The organism is Streptomyces sp. NPDC001902 (assembly GCF_042891295.1).
Taxonomy (GTDB): domain Bacteria; phylum Actinomycetota; class Actinomycetes; order Streptomycetales; family Streptomycetaceae; genus Actinacidiphila.
Window position 1 is genome coordinate 117090 of the sequence record NZ_JBIATA010000013.1, and the last position, 20203, is coordinate 137292.

Sequence of the window (20203 nt, forward strand, 5' to 3'; positions counted from 1 at the left end):
CTTTCCCCTGAGAGGAGGCCCGTGGCCGTGTCGCTGTTCTGGCGGATCTTCCTGCTCAACGCCGTCGTACTGATGGTGGCGACGATGCTGCTGCTGGGGCCGGTCACGGTCTCCTCCCCCGTCCTGCCGGCCGAGGCGGCGGTGGTCGTGGCGGGCCTGGTCGCGATGCTGGTCGCCAACGCCGTGCTGCTCCGGGTCGGGCTGGCGCCGCTGCGCCGGCTGACCCGGGCCATGGCGGCGGCGGACCTGCTGCGTCCCGGGCGCCGGCCGTCCGCCGCCGGGCACGGCGAGATCGCCGAACTCATCACGACCTTCAACACCATGCTCGACCGGCTGGAGAGCGAACAGGCCGCCGGCAGCGCCCACGTGCTCTCCGGCCAGGAGGCCGAGCGGCAGCGCATCGCCCAGGAACTCCACGACGAGGTCGGGCAGACGCTCACCGCGGTGCTGCTCCAGCTCAAGCACGTCACCGAACTCGCGCCCGGCCCGCTGCGCGAGGAGTTGCACCAGGTCCGCGAGACCACCCGCGCCGGCCTGGAGGAGATCCGCCGCATCGCGCGCCGGCTGCGGCCCGGGGTCCTGGAGGAACTCGGCCTGCCCAGCGCCCTGCGGGCGCTGACCGCCGAGTTCACCTCCCCCGCACTGGCCGTGCGCCACCGCATCGACCCCCACCTGCCCGCCCTGGACGAGCAGACCGAGCTGGTCCTCTACCGGGTGGCCCAGGAGGGCCTGACCAACACCGCGCGCCACGCGGGCGCCGGCCGGGTAGACCTCCTGCTGCAACGCACCGCCACCGGTGCCCGCCTGACCGTCCGCGACGACGGCAAGGGCCTCGGCGCCGCCCCGGAGGGCGCCGGGATCCGGGGGATGCGCGAACGCGCCCTGCTCATCGGGGCGCGCCTCACGCTCCGTCCGGGACCCGACGGCGGCACCGAGGTGCGGCTCGACGTCCCCGCCCGCGAGGAGGACCGCTGACCGTGCCCGACGCGGCGAAGACCCGGATCCTGCTCGCCGACGACCACGCGCTGGTGCGCCGCGGCGTGCGGATGATCCTCGACGACGAACCGGACCTGACCGTCGTCGCGGAGGCCGGGGACGGCGCCGAGGCCATCGAGCAGGCCCGCGCCCACGAACTCGACCTGGCCGTCCTCGACATCGCCATGCCCCGCCTCACCGGGCTCCAGGCGGCCCGCGAACTGTCCCGGCTGCGGCCCGGACTGCGCATCCTCATGCTGACGATGCACGACAACGAGCAGTTCTTCTTCGAGGCGCTGCGTGCCGGGGCCAGCGGCTACGTCCCGAAGTCCGTCGCCGACCGGGACCTCGTGGAGGCCTGCCGCGCCGCCGTGCGCGACGAACCGTTCATCTACCCGGGCGCGGTCACGGCGCTGGTGCGCGACCTCCTGGAACGCGCCCGGCGGGGCGAGCCGCTGCCCGCGCGGGCCGTCACCGACCGGGAGGAGGAGATCCTGAAGCTGGTCGCCGAGGGCCACACCTCCAAGGAGATCGGGGACATCCTCTTCATCAGCGCCAAGACGGTCGAGCGCCACCGTGCCAACATTCTGCAGAAGCTGGGCCTGCGCGACCGCCTGGAGCTCACCCGGTACGCGATCCGGGCCGGGCTGATCGAACCCTGAGCGGAGGAACGAGGAACGGTGGGCGGTTGGGGCAGCGGCAACTTCGACGAGGACACGGCGGCGGACCATCTGTCCGTTCTCACCGGGCGGCTGGTCCGCGAGGTCGAGGACGCCGTCGCCGGCGCCCCCGGGGCGCTGGAGCCCGACGAGTACTGGGGCGTGGCCGTGCCCTGCAACGTGGAGCTGCTGCACCTGATCGCCACCCAGGGCTGGGCGGGCGCGGTGCTCCCCGCGGGCGCGACGGTCCGGCAGTGGAAGGCGGCCTTCCTCGCCGCCTGGGACGGGGCGATCGACGACGTGGCTCCCTCGCCGGAGCACCGCGCCGGGCGGCGCGCGGTCCTCGTCCGCACCTTCGACGCGTTGGCCGAACTCGCCGAACGCAGGACCTGACCACCGCACGCGCCGAGCGCCGCGTCCATGCGGGCGGGACGGGCGGGGCGGGGCGGCCACAACACCCGGCCCGCCCCGAAGACGACACGGCGTCATGCGAACCGACCGCGACCCGGCGCCGGGCAGGGAGGCCCACCACGACGCACGCGGCGAACCCGCCGCCCGGCGGCGACGTCGGCGTCAGGCGGCCTCTTCCGCGGGCGTCCCCGGTTCCCCCTGACGGGTCGGGCGTGCCGCCGGGCGGTGGGGCAGCGCCACAAGGGCCGCGCCGAAGGCGAACGCGAGGGCGGGCAGGGCGGGGAACCGGCCGGCTGGGGCCAGGCCGTGCACCGACCAGTAGGCGAGGGCGGCCGTGCTGCAGGCCAGTCCGGTCCACAGCAGGGCGGGGCGGTCGTAGCGGGCGTCGGCCGGCGGGGCGACGGCGCCGAACAGGCGGACGAGCGCACGCTCCAGCGGCCGCAGTGCGACCAGCACGCCCGCCAGGAACACCGCGAGCACCAGCATCCAGGGCACGCGCAGCGCCCACCAGGCGGCGCTGCCGAAGGCGGCGTCGGGGGCGAGACCGACCAGGTAGAACACGGCGGCGAGCAGCACGGGCAGCATGTGCCACAGGTACAGGGTCATGCTCGCGCCGCCCAGGAACCCGACGGCCCGTCCCATGCGTGCGCCCTCCAGCGCCCGCCGGACGGCCGACGCGGCCAGCAGGCACGCGCCGGCCTGGGCCACCACCCAGGCCAGCATCGCCGGGGACGGGGGGTCGGTGTTGCCGACCGTCTCCCCGGTGACCCGGATCAGGCTCACCGGGTACGGCCCGAGGGTGATCAGCGCCGTGAAGGCCAGCGCGCCTCCGGCCGCCATCGCGGCGGCGGGCAGGCGCGTCAACTGCCCGTCGCGCCAGCAGAACCCGAGCTGGTACGCGACGCCCCAGACCAGGACGTAGTTCACCAGCCCGGTGAGAACCGGGGCGCCCGCCATCACCGATGCGCCCGCCGCCACCGCGAGGGCACCCATCGCCACCGGGACCCGCGGCCCCCAGCGCCGGTGTGCCGCGTGCAGCACCGGGGTGAGGGCGCTGAGCAGCAGGTACACCGGGAGGAACCAGAACTGCATGGCCATCGCCCATCCCGCGAGCTCGAGCGTGCGCCGGTCCACGCCGGCCGCCGAGCAGATCGCGACCGCGAGCAGCACCAGCCCGCAGTAGGCGGCCGCGGGCAGCAGCAGGCGCAGGGCCCGCCGCGCGACCCAGGGGGCCGCCGTGCCTCCCGCCGCCCGGGCGCGGGCCCAGGAGCCGCCCGCCGCATGGCCCCCGGCGAGGAAGAACAGCGGCATGATCTGGAAGCCCAGGGTCAGCCACTGCGTCCAGCGGATCTCCGCCAGGAGCTCGGGCGCCACGATGCCCCCGCCCGGTTCCGGGACGAGGGCGGTGATCAGCCAGTGGCCGAGCACGACCATGCAGATCGCCAGGGCCCGCAGGAAGTCGACGTACCGGTCTCGCTCCATGCCCGGTCATGCTGCCCCACCCCCGTCCGTGGCGCCGCGGTTGGCCCCGGCCGCAACCGATTCGTACCCGCAGCGCAACCTGACCGGGGTAAATCGCTTGCGGGGCCCGCGGGTCGGGGCGAGGCTGGCCGGTCGGTCACGAGGAGAGGGAGTTGCTGATGGCGGACGAGGAGCAACGGGACGTGTCCCTGTGGCGGTTGGCGGACCTGGTGACCCCGATGGCGCTGCGCACGGCGGCCACGCTCAAGGTGGCGGACCACCTGGCGGAAGGGCCCCGTACGGCCACCGAGCTGGCGCAGGAGACCGGGGCGGAGTCGGGGGCGCTGGACCGCCTGCTGCGGCACCTGACCGGTGTCGGGGTGGTGACCCGCGACGGGGGCGGGCGGTACGCGCTGACGGTCCGGGGCGAGGAGCTGAGGTCGGACCACCCGGGCGGGCTGCGGGAGTGGCTGGACACCGAGGGCGGCCTGGGCCGGGCCGAACTGGCCTTCGTGCAGCTGCCGCACAGCGTGCGCACGGGCACGGCCGCCTTCCCGCGCCAGTACGCCCGCGGGTTCTGGGAGGACCTGGCGGCGGACGAGGAGCGGACCCGCTCGTACGACCGCGCGATGGGGGTGGACGTCGCCGAGTGGGCGAGCGCGCTGGTCCCGGCGTACGACTGGGGCGCGCTCGGGCACCTCGTCGACGTGGGCGGCGGCAACGGGACGCTGCTGGCGGCGCTGCTCACCGCCTTCCCGGAGCTGCGCGGCACCGTGGTGGACCAGCCCGCCACGGCCGGTGCGGCCCGCGCGACGCTGGCGGCGGCCGGGCTCGGCGGCCGCGGCGACGCGTTGGGGGGCAGCTTCTTCGAGGCACTGCCCAAGGGGGCCGGCGGCTACCTGCTCTGCGCGATCCTGCACGACTGGGACGACGACGCGGCACGGTCCGTCCTGCGCCGCTGCGCCGAGGCCGCAGGGGAGCACGGCCGGGTGCTCGTCGTGGAGAAGGTGGGCGCCGACCGCGAGTCGACGGTGGCCGCGATGGACCTGCGCATGCTCGTGTACTTCGGCGGCCGTGAGCGCGGGGTCGCCGCGCTGACCGCGCTCGGCGCGGACGCGGGGCTGCGGGTGTCGTCGGTGCGTACGGCGGGGGACATCGGGATCGTCGAGTTCAGGGCCGCCTGACCGCGTCGCGCGCCCGCCCTCACCGCAGCGTCGGCACGGCGCCGCCCTCCGCCCACGTCACCTCGGTACCGGGCAGGCCCCGGCTCCACGCGCGGGTGATCCCGGCGAGGCCGGCCGCGTCGGGCGGGGTGGGGCCGAGGCCGACGGCGTAGTGGGCGGAACGAGGGGTGGTGCGGAAGGGGCGTGGCCAGGCGTGGACGCCGCCGGTGCCGGCGTCCTCCAGCGCGGTGAGCAGCGCGCGGACACGGCCCCTGACCCGGCCGAGGGTGTCCTCGAACTCCTCTTCCGTCGCGCCGTGCACGGCCAGCACCGCCCAGGCCGCGTGGCGGCGGTGGAGCGTGGGCGGGGCGGCGAGGGCGGGAAGGGGGCCGGTTCCCGTGCCGTCCGCGGACTCCAGCAGCTCCCAGGCGCGGTAGAGCTCCCGGGCGAGCAGGTCGCGGCCGTCCGGGCCGACGTGCGCGGTGCACGGGCGGACGGGCTCGGTGGGGGTGGCGATGGAGATCGCCGGGCCCGACTGCCCGGCGGCGCCCACCGGTTGACGCCAGTCCCAGGCGGCCCAGGTGGCGAAGAAGTGCCGGAGCAGTCCGGCGCCGGTCAGGCCGGGGGCGTCGTGGACGGTGCGGGCGGCGAGCAGCGCCCAGGCCAGACCGGGCAGGCCGCCGAAGGGGGCGGAGTCCAGGCCGCGTGCCCGGGCCCAGGCCTTGACCTCGCGGGCGAGACCCGCGAAGCGGTCATGGTCATCGGCGAGTTCGAGGACCGCGTCGGCGTCACTGACGGCGCTCAGCGCGACGGCGGCGGCCTCGCCCAGTTCGGTGCGGCGGGCGACGGCCTCGGCGGGGTCGAGGCCGCCGGTGGCGACGACGACGAGGTCGACGTCCAGCGCGCCGACGCGGAAGCGCAGTCCCGGCACCCGGGCGCCGGTCACCTGCCGGAGGCGGGTGGCCTCCGGCAGCCCGGCGGCCACCTTGACCCGGACCTCCGCCATGTCCACCGTGCCCGGCAGCGCAGCGACGAGGTCGAGGTCCGCGCCGGGCAGCGCGCACCCCATGCGGCGGGAGCCGGCGAGGTGGACCACGCCGTCGCCCAGGGCGTCGGCGACGCGCCGCGCGGTCTCCTCGGCGTGCGGGACGTCGTCGGGTGCCCCGGTGACGTCGGGTGCGCCGGTGCCGGCGGTGTCGGGTACCCAGCGCAGCTCCCCCGTGCCGAGTCCGACCGTGGCCCGGACCCGCATCGGTTCGTCCCCGCGCCGGGAGAGCAGGACGAGTTCGCCGACCTGTGCCGTCGTCCCGCGCAGCCGGGCCGCGCACTCGGCGGCCACCCGCAACGGGTCCCGGGTGCGGCCGAGCGACAGATGCGGGGTGAAGCCCTCGGCGCGGCCCCGGCAGCGGGGGAAACGGCGGGCGAAGGCGTGCTGGAGGACCGTCCAGGAGGTGCCGCCGTCGGCCGCCGGGTCGAGCCAGACGGTGGCGTCCTCGCGGTGCCCGAAGGTGTGCACCCCGTCGAGGCGGGCGGTGAAGGGAAGGACGCCGGCCGCGGCCTCGGACAGGAGCGGCGCCGCGCGCTCGAACGCGGCCTCCGGCACGAAGCCGAAGAGCAGGTTGACGTGCGGCGGCCAGCGGTGGATCTGCGGATCGTGGTCACGGCGGACGGCCTGGACCGCGGGCCACGACTCGTCCGGTGGCAGCCAGGCCACGGCGGTGCGCGCGGTGGGCGGCAGGTCGAGGACGTCCTCGGCTTCGTCCTCCGCGCCCGCCGCAAGGGCGAGGGTGACCTCCACGCCGTAGTGGTCGGAGACGAACAGGCCCTCCGCCGTCGGGGCGTCGCCGCGCAGTGCGGCGCCGGTGACACGGGGTCCGCCTTCGCGCAGCAGGACGCGGTCGAGCCGGGAGGCACGGCCGCTGAGCGAGGAGACCGCCGCCAGCGGGTTGACGGCCGGGTCGAAGGTGGGGGTGTGGTCGTCCGGCCCGTACGCCTCGGTCCACGCGTCGCGCAGGCCGAGGGCGAGGGCCGGCCCGTCGCTTCCGTCGTTGAAGTCGCCGAGCAGCAGCAGGTCGCCCTCGACGCCGGCGAGTCCCTCGGCGAGCCGGGCGAGTTCGGCCTGTCTGCGGGCCGGACCGTCCTCGGAGTGGTCGCTGCTGAGGTGGGTGGCGGCGACCACGAGCGGACCGGCGGCCGTCTCGACGGTGATCGCGGCGACGGCCTTGTGCGGGCCGAGGGTGTGCCGGGCGGCCTCCCGTACGGGCAGCCGGCTGAGCAACAGCACCCCGCTGTCGTCGGTGTTACGTCCGTCCGGGTCGGTGCCCAGGGTGTAGCGGGAGCGCACCCAGGGGGCCCGCAGCAGCATGTCGAGCAGCGCGGGCTCGACCTCCTGCAGGGCGATGACGTCGGCGTCCGCCTCCTCCAGGGCGCTCAGCAGCAGGGGGCGGCGGCGGTCGGTGTCGATGCGGTGGCTGTCGTACCGGTCCCACAGGGTGTTCCAGGTCAGGACCCGCACCCGGCCGCCGCCTGCCGTGCCCGCCCGGCCGGGTGTCGCCTGCCCGGCGGGCCGCCAGCGCTGCCCGTCCTCGTCCCAGGCGTGCGCGACGCGGGCGGTGAAGAACGGCGGGCGCAGCAGGCGCGGATCGCGGACGCGTCCGGCGTCGGTGGCGTCCATGCGGTCGGTGCCGGTGGCCCGGTCCCAGACGAGCTCTCCGTCCGCCTCGACGAACAGCACGCGATGCCAGGGGATCTCGCCACCGGGCACGAACGCGGGCAGCGGGATGCGCTTGGGCGCGGCGCCGCGCTGGTGGACGCCGATCACGAAGCGCGCCGGGTCGAACCGGGCGTCCCAGCGGACGCGGTGGTAGATCTCCTCGCTGGTGCGCATGTCACGCCTCCTGTCCGGCCGCGGCGCCGCCGCCGAGCGAGCCGTCGGTGTCCTCGACGGTGCCGCCCGCGCCGACGTACCAGGTGCGGTGGGCCTCGCCGGGGTACGGCGGGGCGAACCGGCGGGCCTGCGCGGTCAGCACGGCGGGGGGCACCGGGTGGGCGCGGCCGGCATTGCGCCGGGTCAGCTCGTCCTCGTCGACCAGGGTCACCGCGTGCGTGATCAGGGCGTCGCGGCGGCGGGCCACCGCGTGCACCAGGGAGCGCTGGTGCGGATTGAGGGACGTGGCGTCCCACACCACCGTCGCACGCCCGGCCAGGGCGGTGTCGAGCCGGCGCAGCCCCTCGCGCAGGACGTCGGCGTTGGCGCGCTGGTCGGCGCGGGAGCCGCGGGCGAGGCGCAGGTCGTCCAGGGCGATGCGGACGGCCGCGCCGGGCAGCGTGCCGGCGAAGGTGCTCTTGCCGCTGCCCGCCGGTCCGGTCAGGTGGATCAGACGGGGGAACTCCGCGGAACGCCACCGCCAGGTGGCGGCCACGGCCTCCTCCGCGCCGCCGATCCGCCCGGCGGCATACGCGGCGCGGGCCTCCGCCCAGCAGCGGTCGGCGGCGGCGGGGTCGAGCCCGGCGAGGGGTCCGCGCAGTCCGTGGCGCAGCGGGCCGAACGGGTCGGGTCCGAGCAGGCCGGCCTCCTCGGCGTGCAGCGCCGACCATTCGGTCTGCTCGCGGGCGGCGTCGTCGGGCGCCGCGGCGGCCGCCACGGCGTGCAGGACGCCCAGGTCGGCGGCGAGCGCCATGCGGGCCAGGCCGGCCGCGCGCGCCTCGTCGGGGTACGGGCGGTGCAGGGCCGCGTGCAGTCCGGCCAGGTCGGCCACGCGCCGGGCCTGGGGCATGGTGAGCGGCCCGGCGAGGCGGGCCGCCAGGCGGGCGCGGGGGGTGTCGTGCATCAGGGCGGCGAGGACCCCGGCCAGCCGTGCGTCCCCGGTGCGGCCGAGAACGTCCAGCCGGGCGGAGACGTCGGCGGTACGGTCGGCGGCGCAGGGGCCGGTGACGGCGACGCCCACGGCGGCGGCGAGCGCGCCGGCGTCCGGGGCCGCGCCGGAGCGCACCGCCCACAGCGGGGCGGCCGGGCCCAGACCGTTCTCCACGACGGGGGCGTGCATCCAGTGGGTGCCGGTGGTCACATGGGCTGCGCGTACCCACTTGGCGACGTGGCGGCCGAACTCCTCGTACCGGAAGCCGTCGACGGTGCGGACGACGTAGCCCTCCCGGCGCGAGGTGTCCAGGCGCAGGGCGCGCAGCGCGCGTTCGTCGTACGTGCCGCGCCACAGCACGGGGGGCACCGGGATCCCGAGGCGCCGCAGGAATCCGGCCGTGCGGTCCCAGTCCAGGCACCGGTCGCCGTCCCAGACGGAGAAGCCGTAGAACCAGCTGTCCAGGTCCTGGTAGGCGAGGGAGTGGCGGGCGTGCAGGTTCTCCCCGCACACCCGCAGGCCGGGCGGGAGGGAGGGGCCGATCCGCCCCTGGAGCGCCTTGACCCACGCCCGGGAGGGGTGGTGGGCCGAGTCGAGCGACCGGGCGTGCATCCCGTCCCGGTAGAGCGTGGTGTTCTCGCCGTCGAGTTTCTCGGTGACGACGACCTCGCGGCCCCGGAGCGCTCCGGCGTCCCCGGCGCATATGTCGTCCGGCGTGGCCCCGGGCGACCAGGGCAGGTGAGGTGTGCGTGGATAGTGCGTGCGGCCGGATTCCCCCGTGACGATGTGGTGCGCGCTCACTGTAGGAGCGCGGGAGCCCGTGGGCCACCGATTAATCGAGGCGCACCACCGGGGAGGAATGAATTCCGGGAAAACGAACGGTTAATGCGTGGCATCCCCATTCCCGATACATATAAGCCAATTAATTGGGTGCTAAGTTCTGCCCGTGAACGATTCCGGCTTCCTCACGCTCAATAGGCTGCTCCCCCTGCCGACACGTCGCCGCACCCTCCGGCCGGCGCTGTGGGGCGGGGCTACCACGGCCGTCGTCCTGCTCGGCTACTCGGCGATCACCTCGGGCATGAACGGGGACCTCCGGTACGTCCTGGCCTGCCTGCGCAGCGCGAAGGGCGGGGGATTCTCGGTATCGGACACCTTCGTGCACCGGCCGCTCTTCTACCGCTGGTTCGTGGCCGGTCTGGACTCGCTCACCTTCGGATCGACCGCGACCCGCGAGATGATCATCCGCATCGCGGCCGTCCTGCTCTGCGCGGCGACCGGTCTGGCCCTGCGCACGGCGCTGGCCCGGCGGCTCCCGCTGCGCGACGCGACGCTCACCGCCGCAGTGGTGGCGCTGGCACTGGCCTTCGCCCCCAAGATCGACTTCCTGCAGCCCGAGTGGACCGCGACCTTGCTGTCGGTCCTGGCGATCGCCGCCGCCCTCGGCATCGAACGGCCGTGGCCGGCGGCCGCCGTGGCGGCACTGCCGCTGGGCCTGGCGGTCATGATGAAGTACTCCACCGCGGCCACCGCCCTGATGGCACTGCTGCTGCTCTTCGCCGTCGACCGGATGCGCGCGGTGCGGCTCGGCCTCGTCACGGGCGTCTCCTCACTGGTGCTCTTCGGGATCAGCGTCCTGGCCGGCTCCCGGGAGCTGCAGTGGGCCAAGGACATGCCGAAGATCAACCAGGGCGCCCTCACCCGCAAGGGGCTCGACCCCTCCTTCCTGCTCGACAAGTCCGCGTCCTTCCTGGTGGACCGGGCCTACCTCAGCCCCGTCGTCGCGCTGCTGCCTGCGGCGCTGCTGCTGTTGCTGTCCCGTCAGGAGGACCGCCGCCGCCGCGCGGAACTGGCCGCGCTGGCCGCCCTGATCATCCTCGTGTGCGTGGCCGCGGTCGCGGTGCAGGGCAACTGGTTCGGCTACCACGCCGCCTCCCTCCCGGTGGGCGCGGCCGCGCTGTGGGGCCTCGCGGTCGCCGCCTGGTACCGCGCGCACGGCAGGCCGCCGCTGTTCTTCACCGCGGTCACGGCGGTCTACGCGGCCTTCGTGCCGTTCGCCGAGCAGTCCCCGCACGCCGTGCAGGGCGTCGCCGCCGGCTGGGCGGCCGCCCTCGTCGCACTGCTCGCCGCCACGGCCGACCTGCTGCTCGCCCGCAGGACCGCCGTACGCCCGGCCCGCCCCGGCCGGTTGGCCGCCGCCGCCGTCGCGCTCTCGGCGGTCGTCGGGGTCTTCTGCCTGGCCGCCGCGATCTGGCCCGGCTCGCCGCAGCTGATGAACGCCGGCCACGTCGTCTACGGCAACGGTGCCTTCGCCGCGCGGTCCGACCAGACCGCGGTGGAGGCCGCCGAGGTCAACCGGCAGATCCCGGACGGCGCGCCGGTCCTCTACCTCGCCTTCGGCGACGTGGCGTACTACGTGGGCCACCCGACGCCGTGCCGCTACCCCGTCCCGACGTTCCTGCAGCGCACCAAGTACCTGCCGGACGTCAACAAGCTGCCGTCCTACAAGGAGAACCTCCGCTGCATCACCGAGGACCCGGCATCCTACGCGGTCCTGCAGCGCTCCTGGTTCCAGCTCGCCAACGTCGACAAGGCCCTGGCGGCCACCGTCGAGTCCACCTACGACTGCCCGCCCCTGACCGGCAACCCCCGCACCCCGGTCGTCTGCCGGCTCCGCTAGGCCGCGTCGTCGCATCCCCGGGACGGGGCGGCCGGGACCTCCTCCCGGCCGTCCCGTCCCGTCCTGGGCCGCCCCGTCCGGCGGTACCGGGGCGGCAAATTGCGTGGTGGGGGCGGGGGGTGGGGCGGAATGATGGGCGGGTGACGTTCCTGGAGGTCGCCTGCGACGAGTCGGGCTCGGACGGCGAGAACCTGATCGGCGGGAACACGGACGTCTTCGCGCACGCGGGCGTGTGCGTCGCGGGCGACGCGGCGGCCCGGGCGCTGCGGGAGGTGCGCGAGCGGATCCGCTCGCCCGCCGAGGAGTACAAGGCGAACCATCTGCTGCGCGAGAAGCACCGGGCGGTGCTGGAGTGGTTCCTGGGGCCGGCGGGGCCACTGGGCGGCAAGGCCTCGGTGCACCTCGTCGACAAGGCGTGGTTCGTGGTCCTGGCGGTCGTCGACGTGCTGGCCCCGGGGCCGTCCGCGGCGGCGCGGGCGGCCGCGCTGTACCGCGAGGGGCGCCGCACCGTGGACGCGGAACGGTGGCGCGCTTTCCTCCGGGCCGCCAACGAACTGGCGCGGACCAGGAACCACGAGGCGGGGCCGGCGCCCGTCGACCCGTTCTTCCGGGCCCTGGAGGCGCTGGGTCCGGCCGACGGCGGTGACGGCGCCCTGGCCGGGGTCGTCGAGGTGCTGCGGCGGGCCAGGCCGCGGGCGGAGGCGTTCCGCGCGCGGCTCGCACAGGCACCGGAGGCCGTGGAACCGCTGGACCCGCTCTTCCCCGCGCTGGAGCGGACGGTGGCGCGCTGGAGCGCGGACGGGGTCCGGGTGCACGTCGTGCACGACCGGCAGAACTCGCTCACCGAGGAACGGATCGCGCGGCTCGGGGCCCGCCTGGCGCCGGACCTGCGGCCGGCGGGGCTGCGGCTGGCCGAGTCGCGCCACGACCCGCGGATCCAGCTCGCCGACTTCCTCGCAGGTGTCGCGCGGAAGCTGGCCTCGGACGAACTGGCGGGAGGCGGCGACCCGGTGCTGACCGGACTGCTGCGCCCCTACGTGGATCCGCTCTCGGTGTGGGGCGACGAACGGAGCTGGTCGCGGCGGGGGCCCGGGCGTCGCCCGGCCGGGCCCCAGCCGCCGGCGTCTCAGCTCGCGCCGATGAGCTTCGTGACGCGGTGCGCCAGCGCGATGGAGTAGCTCTGCCCGCGGTCCTGCGGGTAGATCTGCGCCATCGTGGCGAGCGTGACCCGGCTCATGTGGGTGCGGTGCCCCGGGATGAGCGAGCGGTACTCGGGGGTCACGACCGGCTGGGCGAAGGGGGCACGGGAGAAGTGCCACTCCTGGATCCACGAGCGGTCGAAGTCCGGGTTGAGCCGCTGCAGGTACGGGATGTACCGGTCCAGCACCTCCGCGGGGTCGGTGGTGAACCGCCAGTCGTCCCGCGGCACGTAGTTGCCGACGTAGAGGAGGTGCCGGCCGCCGTACTCCTCGCGGTCGACCATCTGCGTGTGCTCCACGACGGCCAGGAACGGGAAGTCCGGGTCGTTGATGTTGAGCCAGTAGTACGGGATCACGCTGCGGTCGACCTCGAGCACGAAGCAGGTGGCGCCGAGGTACTGGTTGCGCCACACGGCGTCGTCTGAGGGGACGTCCGCGGCCTTGGCGAAGACCGGCTGCGGGACCGTGACGATGAGCTGGTCGAAGGCGTAGGACGCGCCGTCGCCGGTGGTCACCGTGACCTGCTCGGCACCCTCGGGCTGGCGGATGGTCTCCACCTTCTTGCCGAACTCGACCTTGCCGCCGCGGGCGGCGACGGCGTCGCGCAGTGCCGCGTACACGCGCTCGAAGCCGCCGTGCACGTAGCCGAGTTCGAAGGTGCGGCAGTGCACGCGGGCCCACAGCCACGCCATGGAGACCTCGTCGGCCCGGTCGCCGAACTTGCCGCGCAGCAGCGGCTCCCAGATGGTCTCGGTGGCCTTGCGGCCGGCCCGGCGGCGCAGCCAGTCCAGGGCGGTGAGGTCGTTGTAGCGCTCACCGCTGCGGACGGCCTTGAGCAGCGCGGAGGAGGCACCGAAGCGCACGCCGTCGACCAGCGAGAAGGAGGGGAAGCGCAGCATCTCCAGCGGGGTGCTGAAGGGGTGCAGTTCGCCGTCCCGGTAGACGCCGGTGGTGGGCTTGTGGAAGCGCAGGTCGTCGCCGAGGCCGAGCTCCTCGATGAGCTCGATGATGTCCCGGTCGCTGCGGAAGATGTGGTGGTAGTACCGCTCCAGCGGGACGCCGCCGATGGGGATCGACGCCGCGAGTCCGCCCAGCTCGTCGGCCGCTTCGAGCACCGTGACCTGGTGTCCGGCCTTGACCGCGTCGTAGGCGGCGGTCAGGCCGGTGGCGCCGGCACCGATGATGCCGAGATTCATCCGAAACTCCACTTCCTGTTGAGCACGAACTGGGTGGCCAGCACCAGCGGCAGCGAACCCGCCTTGACGATGTTCGCGTCGACGCCCAGCCAGCTGGTGAAGACCTGGAACAGCACGTAGGTCAGGGCGATGCCGGTGACGCCGACCGCGTAGAAACGCAGGAAGCGCACGAACAGCCGGTCCCGCTTGTCGAACGTGAAGATCGCGTTGAGCACGAAGTTGTTGGTGATGCCGAGGCTCGTGCTGATGATGTTGGCGACCTGCTCGTCGAGGCCGAGCACGTTGAAGAGCAGCAGGAAGGCCACGAGGTCGAGGGCGACGCCGCTGCCGCCGACCAGCGCGTAGCGGATCAGCTGCCGCAGGTCCGCCCGCCGGTCGGGACCTGCCGGAGCCGGGGCCGCGGTGTCCGCGTCCCCGGCCGCCTCAGTCGCCGTCATGCCGCAGGACCTCGCGCACGATGTACAGCGGCCGGTTCTGCGCCTCGCTGTATATGCGTCCTATGTAGCTGCCGAGCACCCCGATGGCGAGCATCTGGGTACCGCCGAGGAACAGGGTGACGACCATGAGCATGGTCCAGCCGGACACCGTGATGTCGGGCCGGAAGATCTTCATGCCCAGCGCGTACACGATGCCGGCGAGGGAGAGGGCGAGCACGAGGAAGCCCAGCCGGCTGATCAGCCGCAGCGGGACGGTGGAGAAGCTCGTGACGCCGTCGATGGCGAGGCGGGCCATCTTCCGCAGCGGGTACTTGGTCTCCCCGGCGAAGCGCTCGTCGCGGTCGAACTGGACCTCGGTCTGCCGGAACCCCATCGAGGCGACCATGCCGCGCACGAAGCGGCTGCGCTCACGGAAGCGGCGCAGCTCGTCGGCCGCCCGCCGGTCCAGGAGCCGGAAGTCGCCGGTGTCGAGCGGGATGTCCACCTCGGCCCAGCTGCGCAGGATGCGGTAGAACGCGTGCGCGGTGGTGCGCTTGAAGATCGTGTCGCGGCGGGTACGGCGGCGCGCGTGGACGATCTCGGCACCGGCGCGCCAGGCGTCGACCAGCTCCAGGCTGATCTTCGGCGGGTCCTGGAGGTCGGTGTCCATGATGATGACGGCGTCGCCGGTGGCCTCGTCCAGGCCGGCGGTGATGGCGATCTGGTGGCCGTAGTTCCGGGCGAAGTCGACCACCCGCACCCGGGGGTCGTTCTTCGCCAGGTCCCTGAGGATGGTCAGGGAGCCGTCGGCGGAGCCGTCGTTGACGTACACGATCTCGTAGCGGAATTCCGGCCGCCCGGCGAGGGCCTTGGCCAGCTCCTCGTGGAAATGGCGGATGCCGTCCTGCTCGTTGTACACGGGGAGGATGTACGAGATCAGTGCCGTTCCGCCCGATTCCGGCGCCGGCTGCGGGATCACGGCGGTCGCGGATTCAGCGGTCTGCGTCGTCACCGTCGGTCCTCCGCACCGTGCACTGCGCACTCATGGGGATTCTCAAACATTTGTCGAACCTATGGATCGACTCTTAATTGAAGGCGAACAAAGGCTTTCCGGAGCGACGCGCCGAGTTGACGGCAGAGCGGCACTCAGGTCACGGAATAGCCAGTTCCGGCAGGTGGTGAGGGCGTGGTGGGACGCAGGGCGCGTGGCGCCGTCCCCGTGCGATCAGCGCGCGGGGGCGGGCCGGGCCTTCCGGGGTACGCACCGCAGGGCCAGGGCCGCGGCGGTCAGGTAGGCGAGGGCGCCGGCGGCCATGGCGAGCCGCAGCCCCGTGCCGTGGTCGGCGGCGGTGGCGAGGAGGGTGCCGCCGAGGGCCACACCGGCGGTGCTGCCGATCTGGCGGGCGGTGTTGAACAGGGCGGAGGCGGTCCCGAAGTAGCCGGGGGGCGCGGCCGCCATGACGGTGGTGGTGGTGCCGGTGAGGGCGAAGGAGGTGCCGAAGCCCGCGGCCATCATGGGGGCGACGAGCAGCGGGTACGCCGGGTCGGGACCCGCCGCGGCCCAGCCGGCGAGCCCGAGGGCGCCCAGCAGCATGCCGGTGACGACCAGCGGACGGTCCCCGGTCCTGCGGGCCAGCCGCCCGGACAGGACGGAGGCGAACATCGTCGTCGCCACGGCCGGGAAGAGGGCGAGGCCGGTGCCGAGGGCGCTGTAGCCGCGCTGGTGCTGGAAGGAGACGCTGGCGGTGAACACCATGCCGTAGAAGGCGAAGTTGAAGAGCAGCCCGGTCAGCGAGCCGCCGCCGACCGCCCGGGAGCGCAGCATGTGCGGTGGGATCGCGGGCGAGCGGGCCAGCCGCTCGCGCACCGCGAACGCCACGACGGCCAGGAGCGCCAGGCCGGCGCCGGCGAGGACCGCCGGATCGGACCACCCGCGCCGCCCGGCTTCGTTGAGGACGGCGGTCAGCAGGGCGACCGCGGCCACGACGGCGCACTGCGCGGGCAGGTCCAGGGCCCGGTCGGCGCGCCGGCGCGAGGGCGCGACGTGCCGCAGCGTCAGCGCCAGACAGGCGACGCCGACGGGCAGGTTGACCAGGAAGACCCACCGCCAGCCCACCGTGGACACGAGCAGCCCGCCCAGCAGCGGGCCCGCGGAGGCCGCGATGCCGGCCATCGAGCCCCACAGCCCGACGGCGCGCGATCGCGCGGCGGGGACGGGGTAGGCCTGCTGGAGCAGCGCGAGGGAGCCGGGCACGATCAGCGCCGCGCCGAGTCCCTCGGCCAGCCGCGCGGCGACCAGGGACGGGGCGTCCGGCGCGAGCGCGCAGGCGGCCGAGGACACCGTGAACACGGCCACGCCGGTGCAGAAGACGCGGCGGTTGCCCAGCCGGTCGCCGAGGGCCCCGCCGGTGAGCAGCAGCCCGGCGAACACCATCGTGTAGCCGTCGGTGATCCACTGGATCCCGGTGAGCGAGGCCGACAGTTCGCGGCCCACCACGGGCACGGCGACGTTGATGACGGTCACGTCCAGGATGACCATGAAGTAGCCGGCGCACACCGCGAGCAGCGGTGCCCGTGACCACGGCCGGGCGTCCGGGCCCGGCGCGCCGGCGGGCCCGGGCTCCTCACCGGCGGCCGCCTCCGCGAACGGCACGTCCTCGACCTCATCCCGTACGCAGGGGTTCAGTACCGGATGTCACAGTAAGGGGTGTCCGGTCCCGGTTGCGGGACCGGCCGCGCGCGCTGCGCGTGGCTCACCTCGGCCCGCCGGGGCGCCGGCGCAGCAGGTAGGTGTCCATGATCCAGCCCTTGCGTTCCCGGGCCTCGGTGCGCGCCCGGAGGATGCGCTCGGAGGTCTCGGCGAGCGGGCCGGAGACGAGGATCTCGTCCTCGGTGCCGAGGTAGGCGCCGTAGTGGATGTCCAGGCCCTCGGGGTCGAGGCCGGCGAAGGCGGCGCCGCCGTCGAGCATGACCACCACGTCGTCGGCGTCCTCGGGGAACCCCTCGGCGAGGCGGCGGCCGGTGGTGATCTGCAGGGGCCGCCCGACCCGGGTGAGGGTGAGGCGGTGGCGGGCCGCGAGGGCGGCGACGCTGCTGATGCCGGGGACGACCTCATGGGTGAAGGAACCCGGCCGGCGGGCCAGGACCTCCTCGACGACGGCGATCACGCTGTCGTAGAGGGAGGGGTCGCCCCAGACCAGGAAGGCGCCGGTCTCGCCGGGGCCGAGGTGGGCGTCGAGGAGTCCGGCCACCAGGTCGGCGCGGCGGCGTCGCCAGTCCTCGACGGCCTCGGCGTAGCCGGGGGCGGTGCGGTCGCGCTCGGCGTCGGGGACCTCGACGAGGCGGTGGCCGGGGCGCGCGTGCTCGTCCAGCATCCGCCGGCGCAAGCGGATCAGGTCCTGGCGTTCCTCGGGTTTCCCGAGGACGAGGAAGACGTCCGTACGGCCGATCGCCTTGACCGCCTGAAGGGTGAGGTGTTCGGGATCGCCCGCGCCGATGCCGATGACGAGGATGTGTCGCATGCGGTGATTGTGCCCTGCGGTGTGCCCGTGACGGCCGTCGCGGCAACTGTTCCCGGGGCGTCCCGTGATGTCCCTCACGCTGGATCGGGTGGTTACGGTGCGACTTAGTAGCGGGCGTCCACGCGGCATATAACATCTATCCGTAACGGAATGGGACATAATTCGCACAGGGGGGCGACGGTATCCGATCCGTACGGCGTCATGGGCCTCTCGCGGGGTGGGGACAGCGATCTGAGGGCCCATCAGGTCTCTTCCGCACTGTGGATCCGGCGGCGCGGCACGCTCACCCGCCGGGCGCAAGAGGCACCGCGGCTACGAGTCCGCGTAGTACCGATCTTTCATTGCCCGATGTTCGGGACGGTCCACACAATGGCCGGGCCCGCCAGCCGTCACGGCAGCTCAGGTGGGTTGTGAACACGCACGCCGAACCCTGGAGTGAGGTCACGCAATGACGAAGCACCGCCGGATGAAGCCCTTCCGGAAGATCACCGTCGCCGCCCTCGCCGTCGCCGCCGTGGGTGTGCCCTCGGTGGCCATGGCTTGCGTCGGCGGCCAGCAGGGCCCGCAGTACGGCGGGTCCCAGGGCCGGGGCGACCAGGGTCAGGGTGGCCAGGCCCAGGGCCAGGGCCGCTGGAACCACGCCTCGTGGGGCGGGTCCTGGAAGGGGTCCGCCGACGGGTCCGCCGACGGCACGTGGACGCAGGGCGGCCAGTGGGGCGGGAAGCCGTCCTGGGCACCCTCCGCCGCGCCCTCGGCCCCCTCCGCCGCACCCTCGGCCCCCGCCTCCGCGCCCTCGTCGGCACCGTCGTCGGCGCCCTCGTCGGCGCCCTCGTCGGCACCGTCCGCCGCACCGGCCTCCCCGGCCGCGGGTCCCGGAGCCACGCTGACGGGAGCCTCGGCCACCGTGCTCGACATGGTCAACCAGGAGCGGGCGAAGGCCGGCTGCACCGCCCTGAAGGTCAACGCCAAGCTGAACCAGGCCGCGCAGGACCACAGCAAGGACATGGCCTCGCACCAGAACATGTCGCACACCGGTTCCGACGGTTCGTCCCCCGCCGACCGCATCTCCTCGGCGGGCTACGACTGGAGCAGCTACGGCGAGAACGTGGCCTACGGCTACTCCTCCGCCTCCAGCGTGATGAGCGCATGGATGGCCAGCCCGGGCCACAAGCGGAACATACTGGACTGCTCGTACAAGGAGATAGGGATCGCGCTGGCGCAGCCCGGCAACTACTGGACGCAGGACTTCGGCGCCGCGCGCTGACGCAGGACGCCGGGAGGACCGGCCGCCCCCGTGGCGGCCGGGCCTCCCGGCGTACGTGCGGTGGGATCAGCGCAGGCCGCGGCCGAGCGCGTTGATCAGCTCACCGTTGGTGGTGTCCCCGCTCAGCTCCCAGAAGAAGGCGCCGCCGAGGCCCTGTGACTTCACCCAGGCCGCCTTGCCGCGGAGGGTGAGCGGCGTGTCGTAGCTCCACCACTCGTCGCCGCAGCGGGCGTACGCGGTGCCGGCGACCACGCGCGTGGCCGGGCAGCGGGTCTTGAGCACCTTGTAGTCCTCGCTGCCCGCCTCCCAGGTGCCGGGGGCGGGGCCGGTGGCGTCGCCGCCGGGCGCCGTCCGCGTCACACCGGTCCAGCCGCGGCCGTAGAAGCCGAGGCCCAGCAGGAGCTTGCGGGCCGGGATGCCGAGGCCACGCAGCTTGCGGATCGTCGCCGCCGCGTTGGAGGTCTTCTCCGGGATGCCGCGGTAGGAGGTGAGCGGCGAGTGGGGGGCGGTCGGGCCGGTGGCCGACCAGGTGCCGAAGTAGTCGTAGGTCATCGGGTTGTACCAGTCGACGTACTTCGCGGCGCCCGCGTAGTCGGCGGCGTCGATCTTGCCGCCGTCCGAGGCGTCGGCGGTGATGGCGGCGGTGACCAGGTTCTTCTTGCCGAAGCGGTGGCGTACCGCGGCCATCAGGTCCGTGTACGCGGTCGGGCCGCTGGTGTCGCAGGACATGCCGCAGGCGTTCGGGTACTCCCAGTCGATGTCGATGCCGTCGAAGACGTCGGCCCAGCGCGGGTCCTCGACGAGGTCGTAGCAGGAGTCGGCGAAGGCCTTCGGGTCGGCCGCGGCCTGGCTGAAGCCGGGCGACCAGGTCCAACCGCCGAAGCTCCACAGGATCTTGATGTCCGGGTACTGCTTCTTGAGCTTGCGCAGCTGGTTGAAGTTCCCGTGCAGCGCGCCGTCCGCGGTGCTGTCGGCGACGCCGTCGACGCTGCCGGCCGCGTCGTAGGGCTTCTGGTAGTCGGCCCACTCGTCGCCGACGGCGCACTTGCCGTCGCTCACGTTGCCGAAGGCGTAGTTGATGTGGGTGAGCCGCGAGGCCGCGCCCGAGGTGACGATGTTCTTGACGTGGTAGTCGCGGGCGTAGACGCCCCAGTCGATGAAGTAGCCGACGACTTTCGACGTGGCTCCCGTGGTGTGCGGGGCGTGGTGGCCGTGGGACGCCGCCGCGGGCGCGGGCTGGGCCGCGGCGGGGCCGGTGACCAGGCTCGCGGTGAGCAGCGCCGTGCCGGCGGCGACGAGGCCGACCATCGTTCTGCGGAACCGTGATCCCTGCTGTCTGGGCATGGAGTCACCTCTGGTGAGGAAGCGGTCGTGAGCGCGCGTGGACGCGGGGACACCCTA

16 protein-coding genes are annotated in these 20203 nt (G+C 74.2%); 7 read left to right on the forward strand and 9 right to left on the reverse strand.

Annotation, left to right across the window (positions count from 1 at the left end; translation table 11 throughout):
* The first annotated feature begins 27 nt into the window (after positions 1-27).
* The 3 genes from ACFYYN_RS22030 to ACFYYN_RS22040 are packed head-to-tail and all read left to right on the forward strand — an operon-like array spanning position 28 to position 2027.
* Positions 28-975 carry a HAMP domain-containing sensor histidine kinase gene (locus ACFYYN_RS22030; protein WP_500547274.1) on the forward strand — a complete coding sequence of 316 codons (948 nt, stop codon included), beginning with the start codon at positions 28-30 and terminating at the stop codon, positions 973-975.
* 2 nt (positions 976-977) lie between these two features.
* Positions 978-1637 carry a response regulator gene (locus ACFYYN_RS22035; RefSeq protein WP_500547185.1) on the forward strand — a complete coding sequence of 220 codons (660 nt, stop codon included), beginning with the start codon at positions 978-980 and terminating at the stop codon, positions 1635-1637.
* 18 nt (positions 1638-1655) lie between these two features.
* Positions 1656-2027 carry a DUF4259 domain-containing protein gene (locus ACFYYN_RS22040; RefSeq protein ID WP_500547186.1) on the forward strand — a complete coding sequence of 124 codons (372 nt, stop codon included), beginning with the start codon at positions 1656-1658 and terminating at the stop codon, positions 2025-2027.
* A gap of 180 nt (positions 2028-2207) precedes the next feature.
* On the opposite strand, the gene ACFYYN_RS22045 is transcribed toward ACFYYN_RS22040, so the two are convergent.
* The gene (locus tag ACFYYN_RS22045) at positions 2208-3527 is read right to left on the reverse strand and encodes an acyltransferase family protein (protein WP_500547187.1); all 1320 of its coding nucleotides are present in this window, start codon (positions 3525-3527) and stop codon (positions 2208-2210) included.
* A gap of 158 nt (positions 3528-3685) precedes the next feature.
* Between ACFYYN_RS22045 and ACFYYN_RS22050 the strand changes: the two genes are divergently transcribed.
* Positions 3686-4690 carry a methyltransferase gene (locus ACFYYN_RS22050; protein ID WP_500547188.1) on the forward strand — a complete coding sequence of 335 codons (1005 nt, stop codon included), beginning with the start codon at positions 3686-3688 and terminating at the stop codon, positions 4688-4690.
* A gap of 19 nt (positions 4691-4709) precedes the next feature.
* Here ACFYYN_RS22050 and ACFYYN_RS22055 read toward each other — a convergent pair whose 3' ends face one another.
* Both ACFYYN_RS22055 and ACFYYN_RS22060 read right to left on the reverse strand, forming a co-directional pair.
* Positions 4710-7556, reverse strand: coding sequence for a poly(A) polymerase (locus ACFYYN_RS22055; protein WP_500547189.1), 2847 nt, complete (start codon positions 7554-7556; stop codon positions 4710-4712).
* A gap of 1 nt (position 7557) precedes the next feature.
* Positions 7558-9327, reverse strand: coding sequence for an RNA ligase family protein (locus ACFYYN_RS22060; protein WP_500547190.1), 1770 nt, complete (start codon positions 9325-9327; stop codon positions 7558-7560).
* A 145-nt stretch (positions 9328-9472) separates the two neighbouring features.
* Here ACFYYN_RS22060 and ACFYYN_RS22065 point away from each other — a divergent pair, with 145 nt between their 5' ends.
* Together ACFYYN_RS22065 and ACFYYN_RS22070 are read left to right on the forward strand one after the other, a co-directional pair.
* Positions 9473-11206, forward strand: a complete 1734-nt coding sequence (locus ACFYYN_RS22065) for a hypothetical protein (RefSeq protein WP_500547191.1) — start codon at positions 9473-9475, stop codon at positions 11204-11206.
* Between the two features lie 140 nt (positions 11207-11346).
* Positions 11347-12384 carry a hypothetical protein gene (locus tag ACFYYN_RS22070; protein WP_500547192.1) on the forward strand — a complete coding sequence of 346 codons (1038 nt, stop codon included), beginning with the start codon at positions 11347-11349 and terminating at the stop codon, positions 12382-12384.
* Here ACFYYN_RS22070 and ACFYYN_RS22075 read toward each other — a convergent pair.
* The 5 genes from ACFYYN_RS22075 to cobF all read right to left on the reverse strand — a co-directional run bounded on the left by ACFYYN_RS22075 (position 12333) and on the right by cobF (position 17538).
* Positions 12333-13601, reverse strand: coding sequence for an NAD(P)/FAD-dependent oxidoreductase (locus tag ACFYYN_RS22075; protein WP_500325046.1), 1269 nt, complete (start codon positions 13599-13601; stop codon positions 12333-12335). The two genes, ACFYYN_RS22070 and ACFYYN_RS22075, sit on opposite strands and share 52 nt — an antisense overlap.
* Positions 13598-14038, reverse strand: coding sequence for a GtrA family protein (locus ACFYYN_RS22080; protein ID WP_500325048.1), 441 nt, complete (start codon positions 14036-14038; stop codon positions 13598-13600). The genes ACFYYN_RS22075 and ACFYYN_RS22080 overlap by 4 nt, the downstream gene beginning before the upstream one ends.
* On the reverse strand, positions 14025-15029 hold the full coding sequence (locus ACFYYN_RS22085) for a glycosyltransferase family 2 protein (protein ID WP_499510464.1): 1005 nt from the start codon (positions 15027-15029) through the stop codon (positions 14025-14027). Before ACFYYN_RS22085 ends, ACFYYN_RS22080 begins: the two co-directional genes overlap by 14 nt.
* A 213-nt stretch (positions 15030-15242) precedes the next feature.
* A complete protein-coding gene (locus tag ACFYYN_RS22090; RefSeq protein WP_500547193.1) occupies positions 15243-16670 on the reverse strand; it encodes an MFS transporter in 1428 nt (475 codons plus the stop codon).
* 100 nt (positions 16671-16770) lie between these two features.
* Positions 16771-17538: a precorrin-6A synthase (deacetylating) gene (cobF, locus tag ACFYYN_RS22095; protein WP_500547194.1), complete on the reverse strand. Its 768-nt coding sequence runs from the start codon at positions 17536-17538 to the stop codon at positions 16771-16773.
* A gap of 448 nt (positions 17539-17986) precedes the next feature.
* On the opposite strand from cobF, the gene ACFYYN_RS22100 reads away from it, so the two are divergent.
* Positions 17987-18802 carry a CAP domain-containing protein gene (locus tag ACFYYN_RS22100; RefSeq protein WP_500547195.1) on the forward strand — a complete coding sequence of 272 codons (816 nt, stop codon included), beginning with the start codon at positions 17987-17989 and terminating at the stop codon, positions 18800-18802.
* A gap of 66 nt (positions 18803-18868) precedes the next feature.
* Here the strand turns inward: ACFYYN_RS22100 and ACFYYN_RS22105 are convergent, their stop codons facing one another.
* Entirely contained in the window at positions 18869-20146 is a 1278-nt protein-coding gene (locus ACFYYN_RS22105; RefSeq protein WP_500547196.1) for a glycoside hydrolase family 18 protein, read from the reverse strand.
* Positions 20147-20203 lie beyond the last annotated feature (57 nt).

Excerpts from the sequence above, each read along its gene's own strand:
- ACFYYN_RS22100 (WP_500547195.1), top strand. The coding sequence starts at position 17,987 with ATGACGAAGCACCGCCGGATGAAGCCCTTCCGGAAGATCACCGTCGCC.
- ACFYYN_RS22055 (WP_500547189.1), bottom strand. The coding sequence starts at position 7,556 with ATGCGCACCAGCGAGGAGATCTACCACCGCGTCCGCTGGGACGCCCGG.
- ACFYYN_RS22105 (WP_500547196.1), bottom strand. The coding sequence starts at position 20,146 with ATGCCCAGACAGCAGGGATCACGGTTCCGCAGAACGATGGTCGGCCTC.
- ACFYYN_RS22075 (WP_500325046.1), bottom strand. The coding sequence starts at position 13,601 with ATGAATCTCGGCATCATCGGTGCCGGCGCCACCGGCCTGACCGCCGCC.
- ACFYYN_RS22050 (WP_500547188.1), top strand. The coding sequence starts at position 3,686 with ATGGCGGACGAGGAGCAACGGGACGTGTCCCTGTGGCGGTTGGCGGAC.
- ACFYYN_RS22045 (WP_500547187.1), bottom strand. The coding sequence starts at position 3,527 with ATGGAGCGAGACCGGTACGTCGACTTCCTGCGGGCCCTGGCGATCTGC.
- ACFYYN_RS22080 (WP_500325048.1), bottom strand. The coding sequence starts at position 14,038 with ATGACGGCGACTGAGGCGGCCGGGGACGCGGACACCGCGGCCCCGGCT.
- cobF (WP_500547194.1), bottom strand. The coding sequence starts at position 17,538 with ATGCGACACATCCTCGTCATCGGCATCGGCGCGGGCGATCCCGAACAC.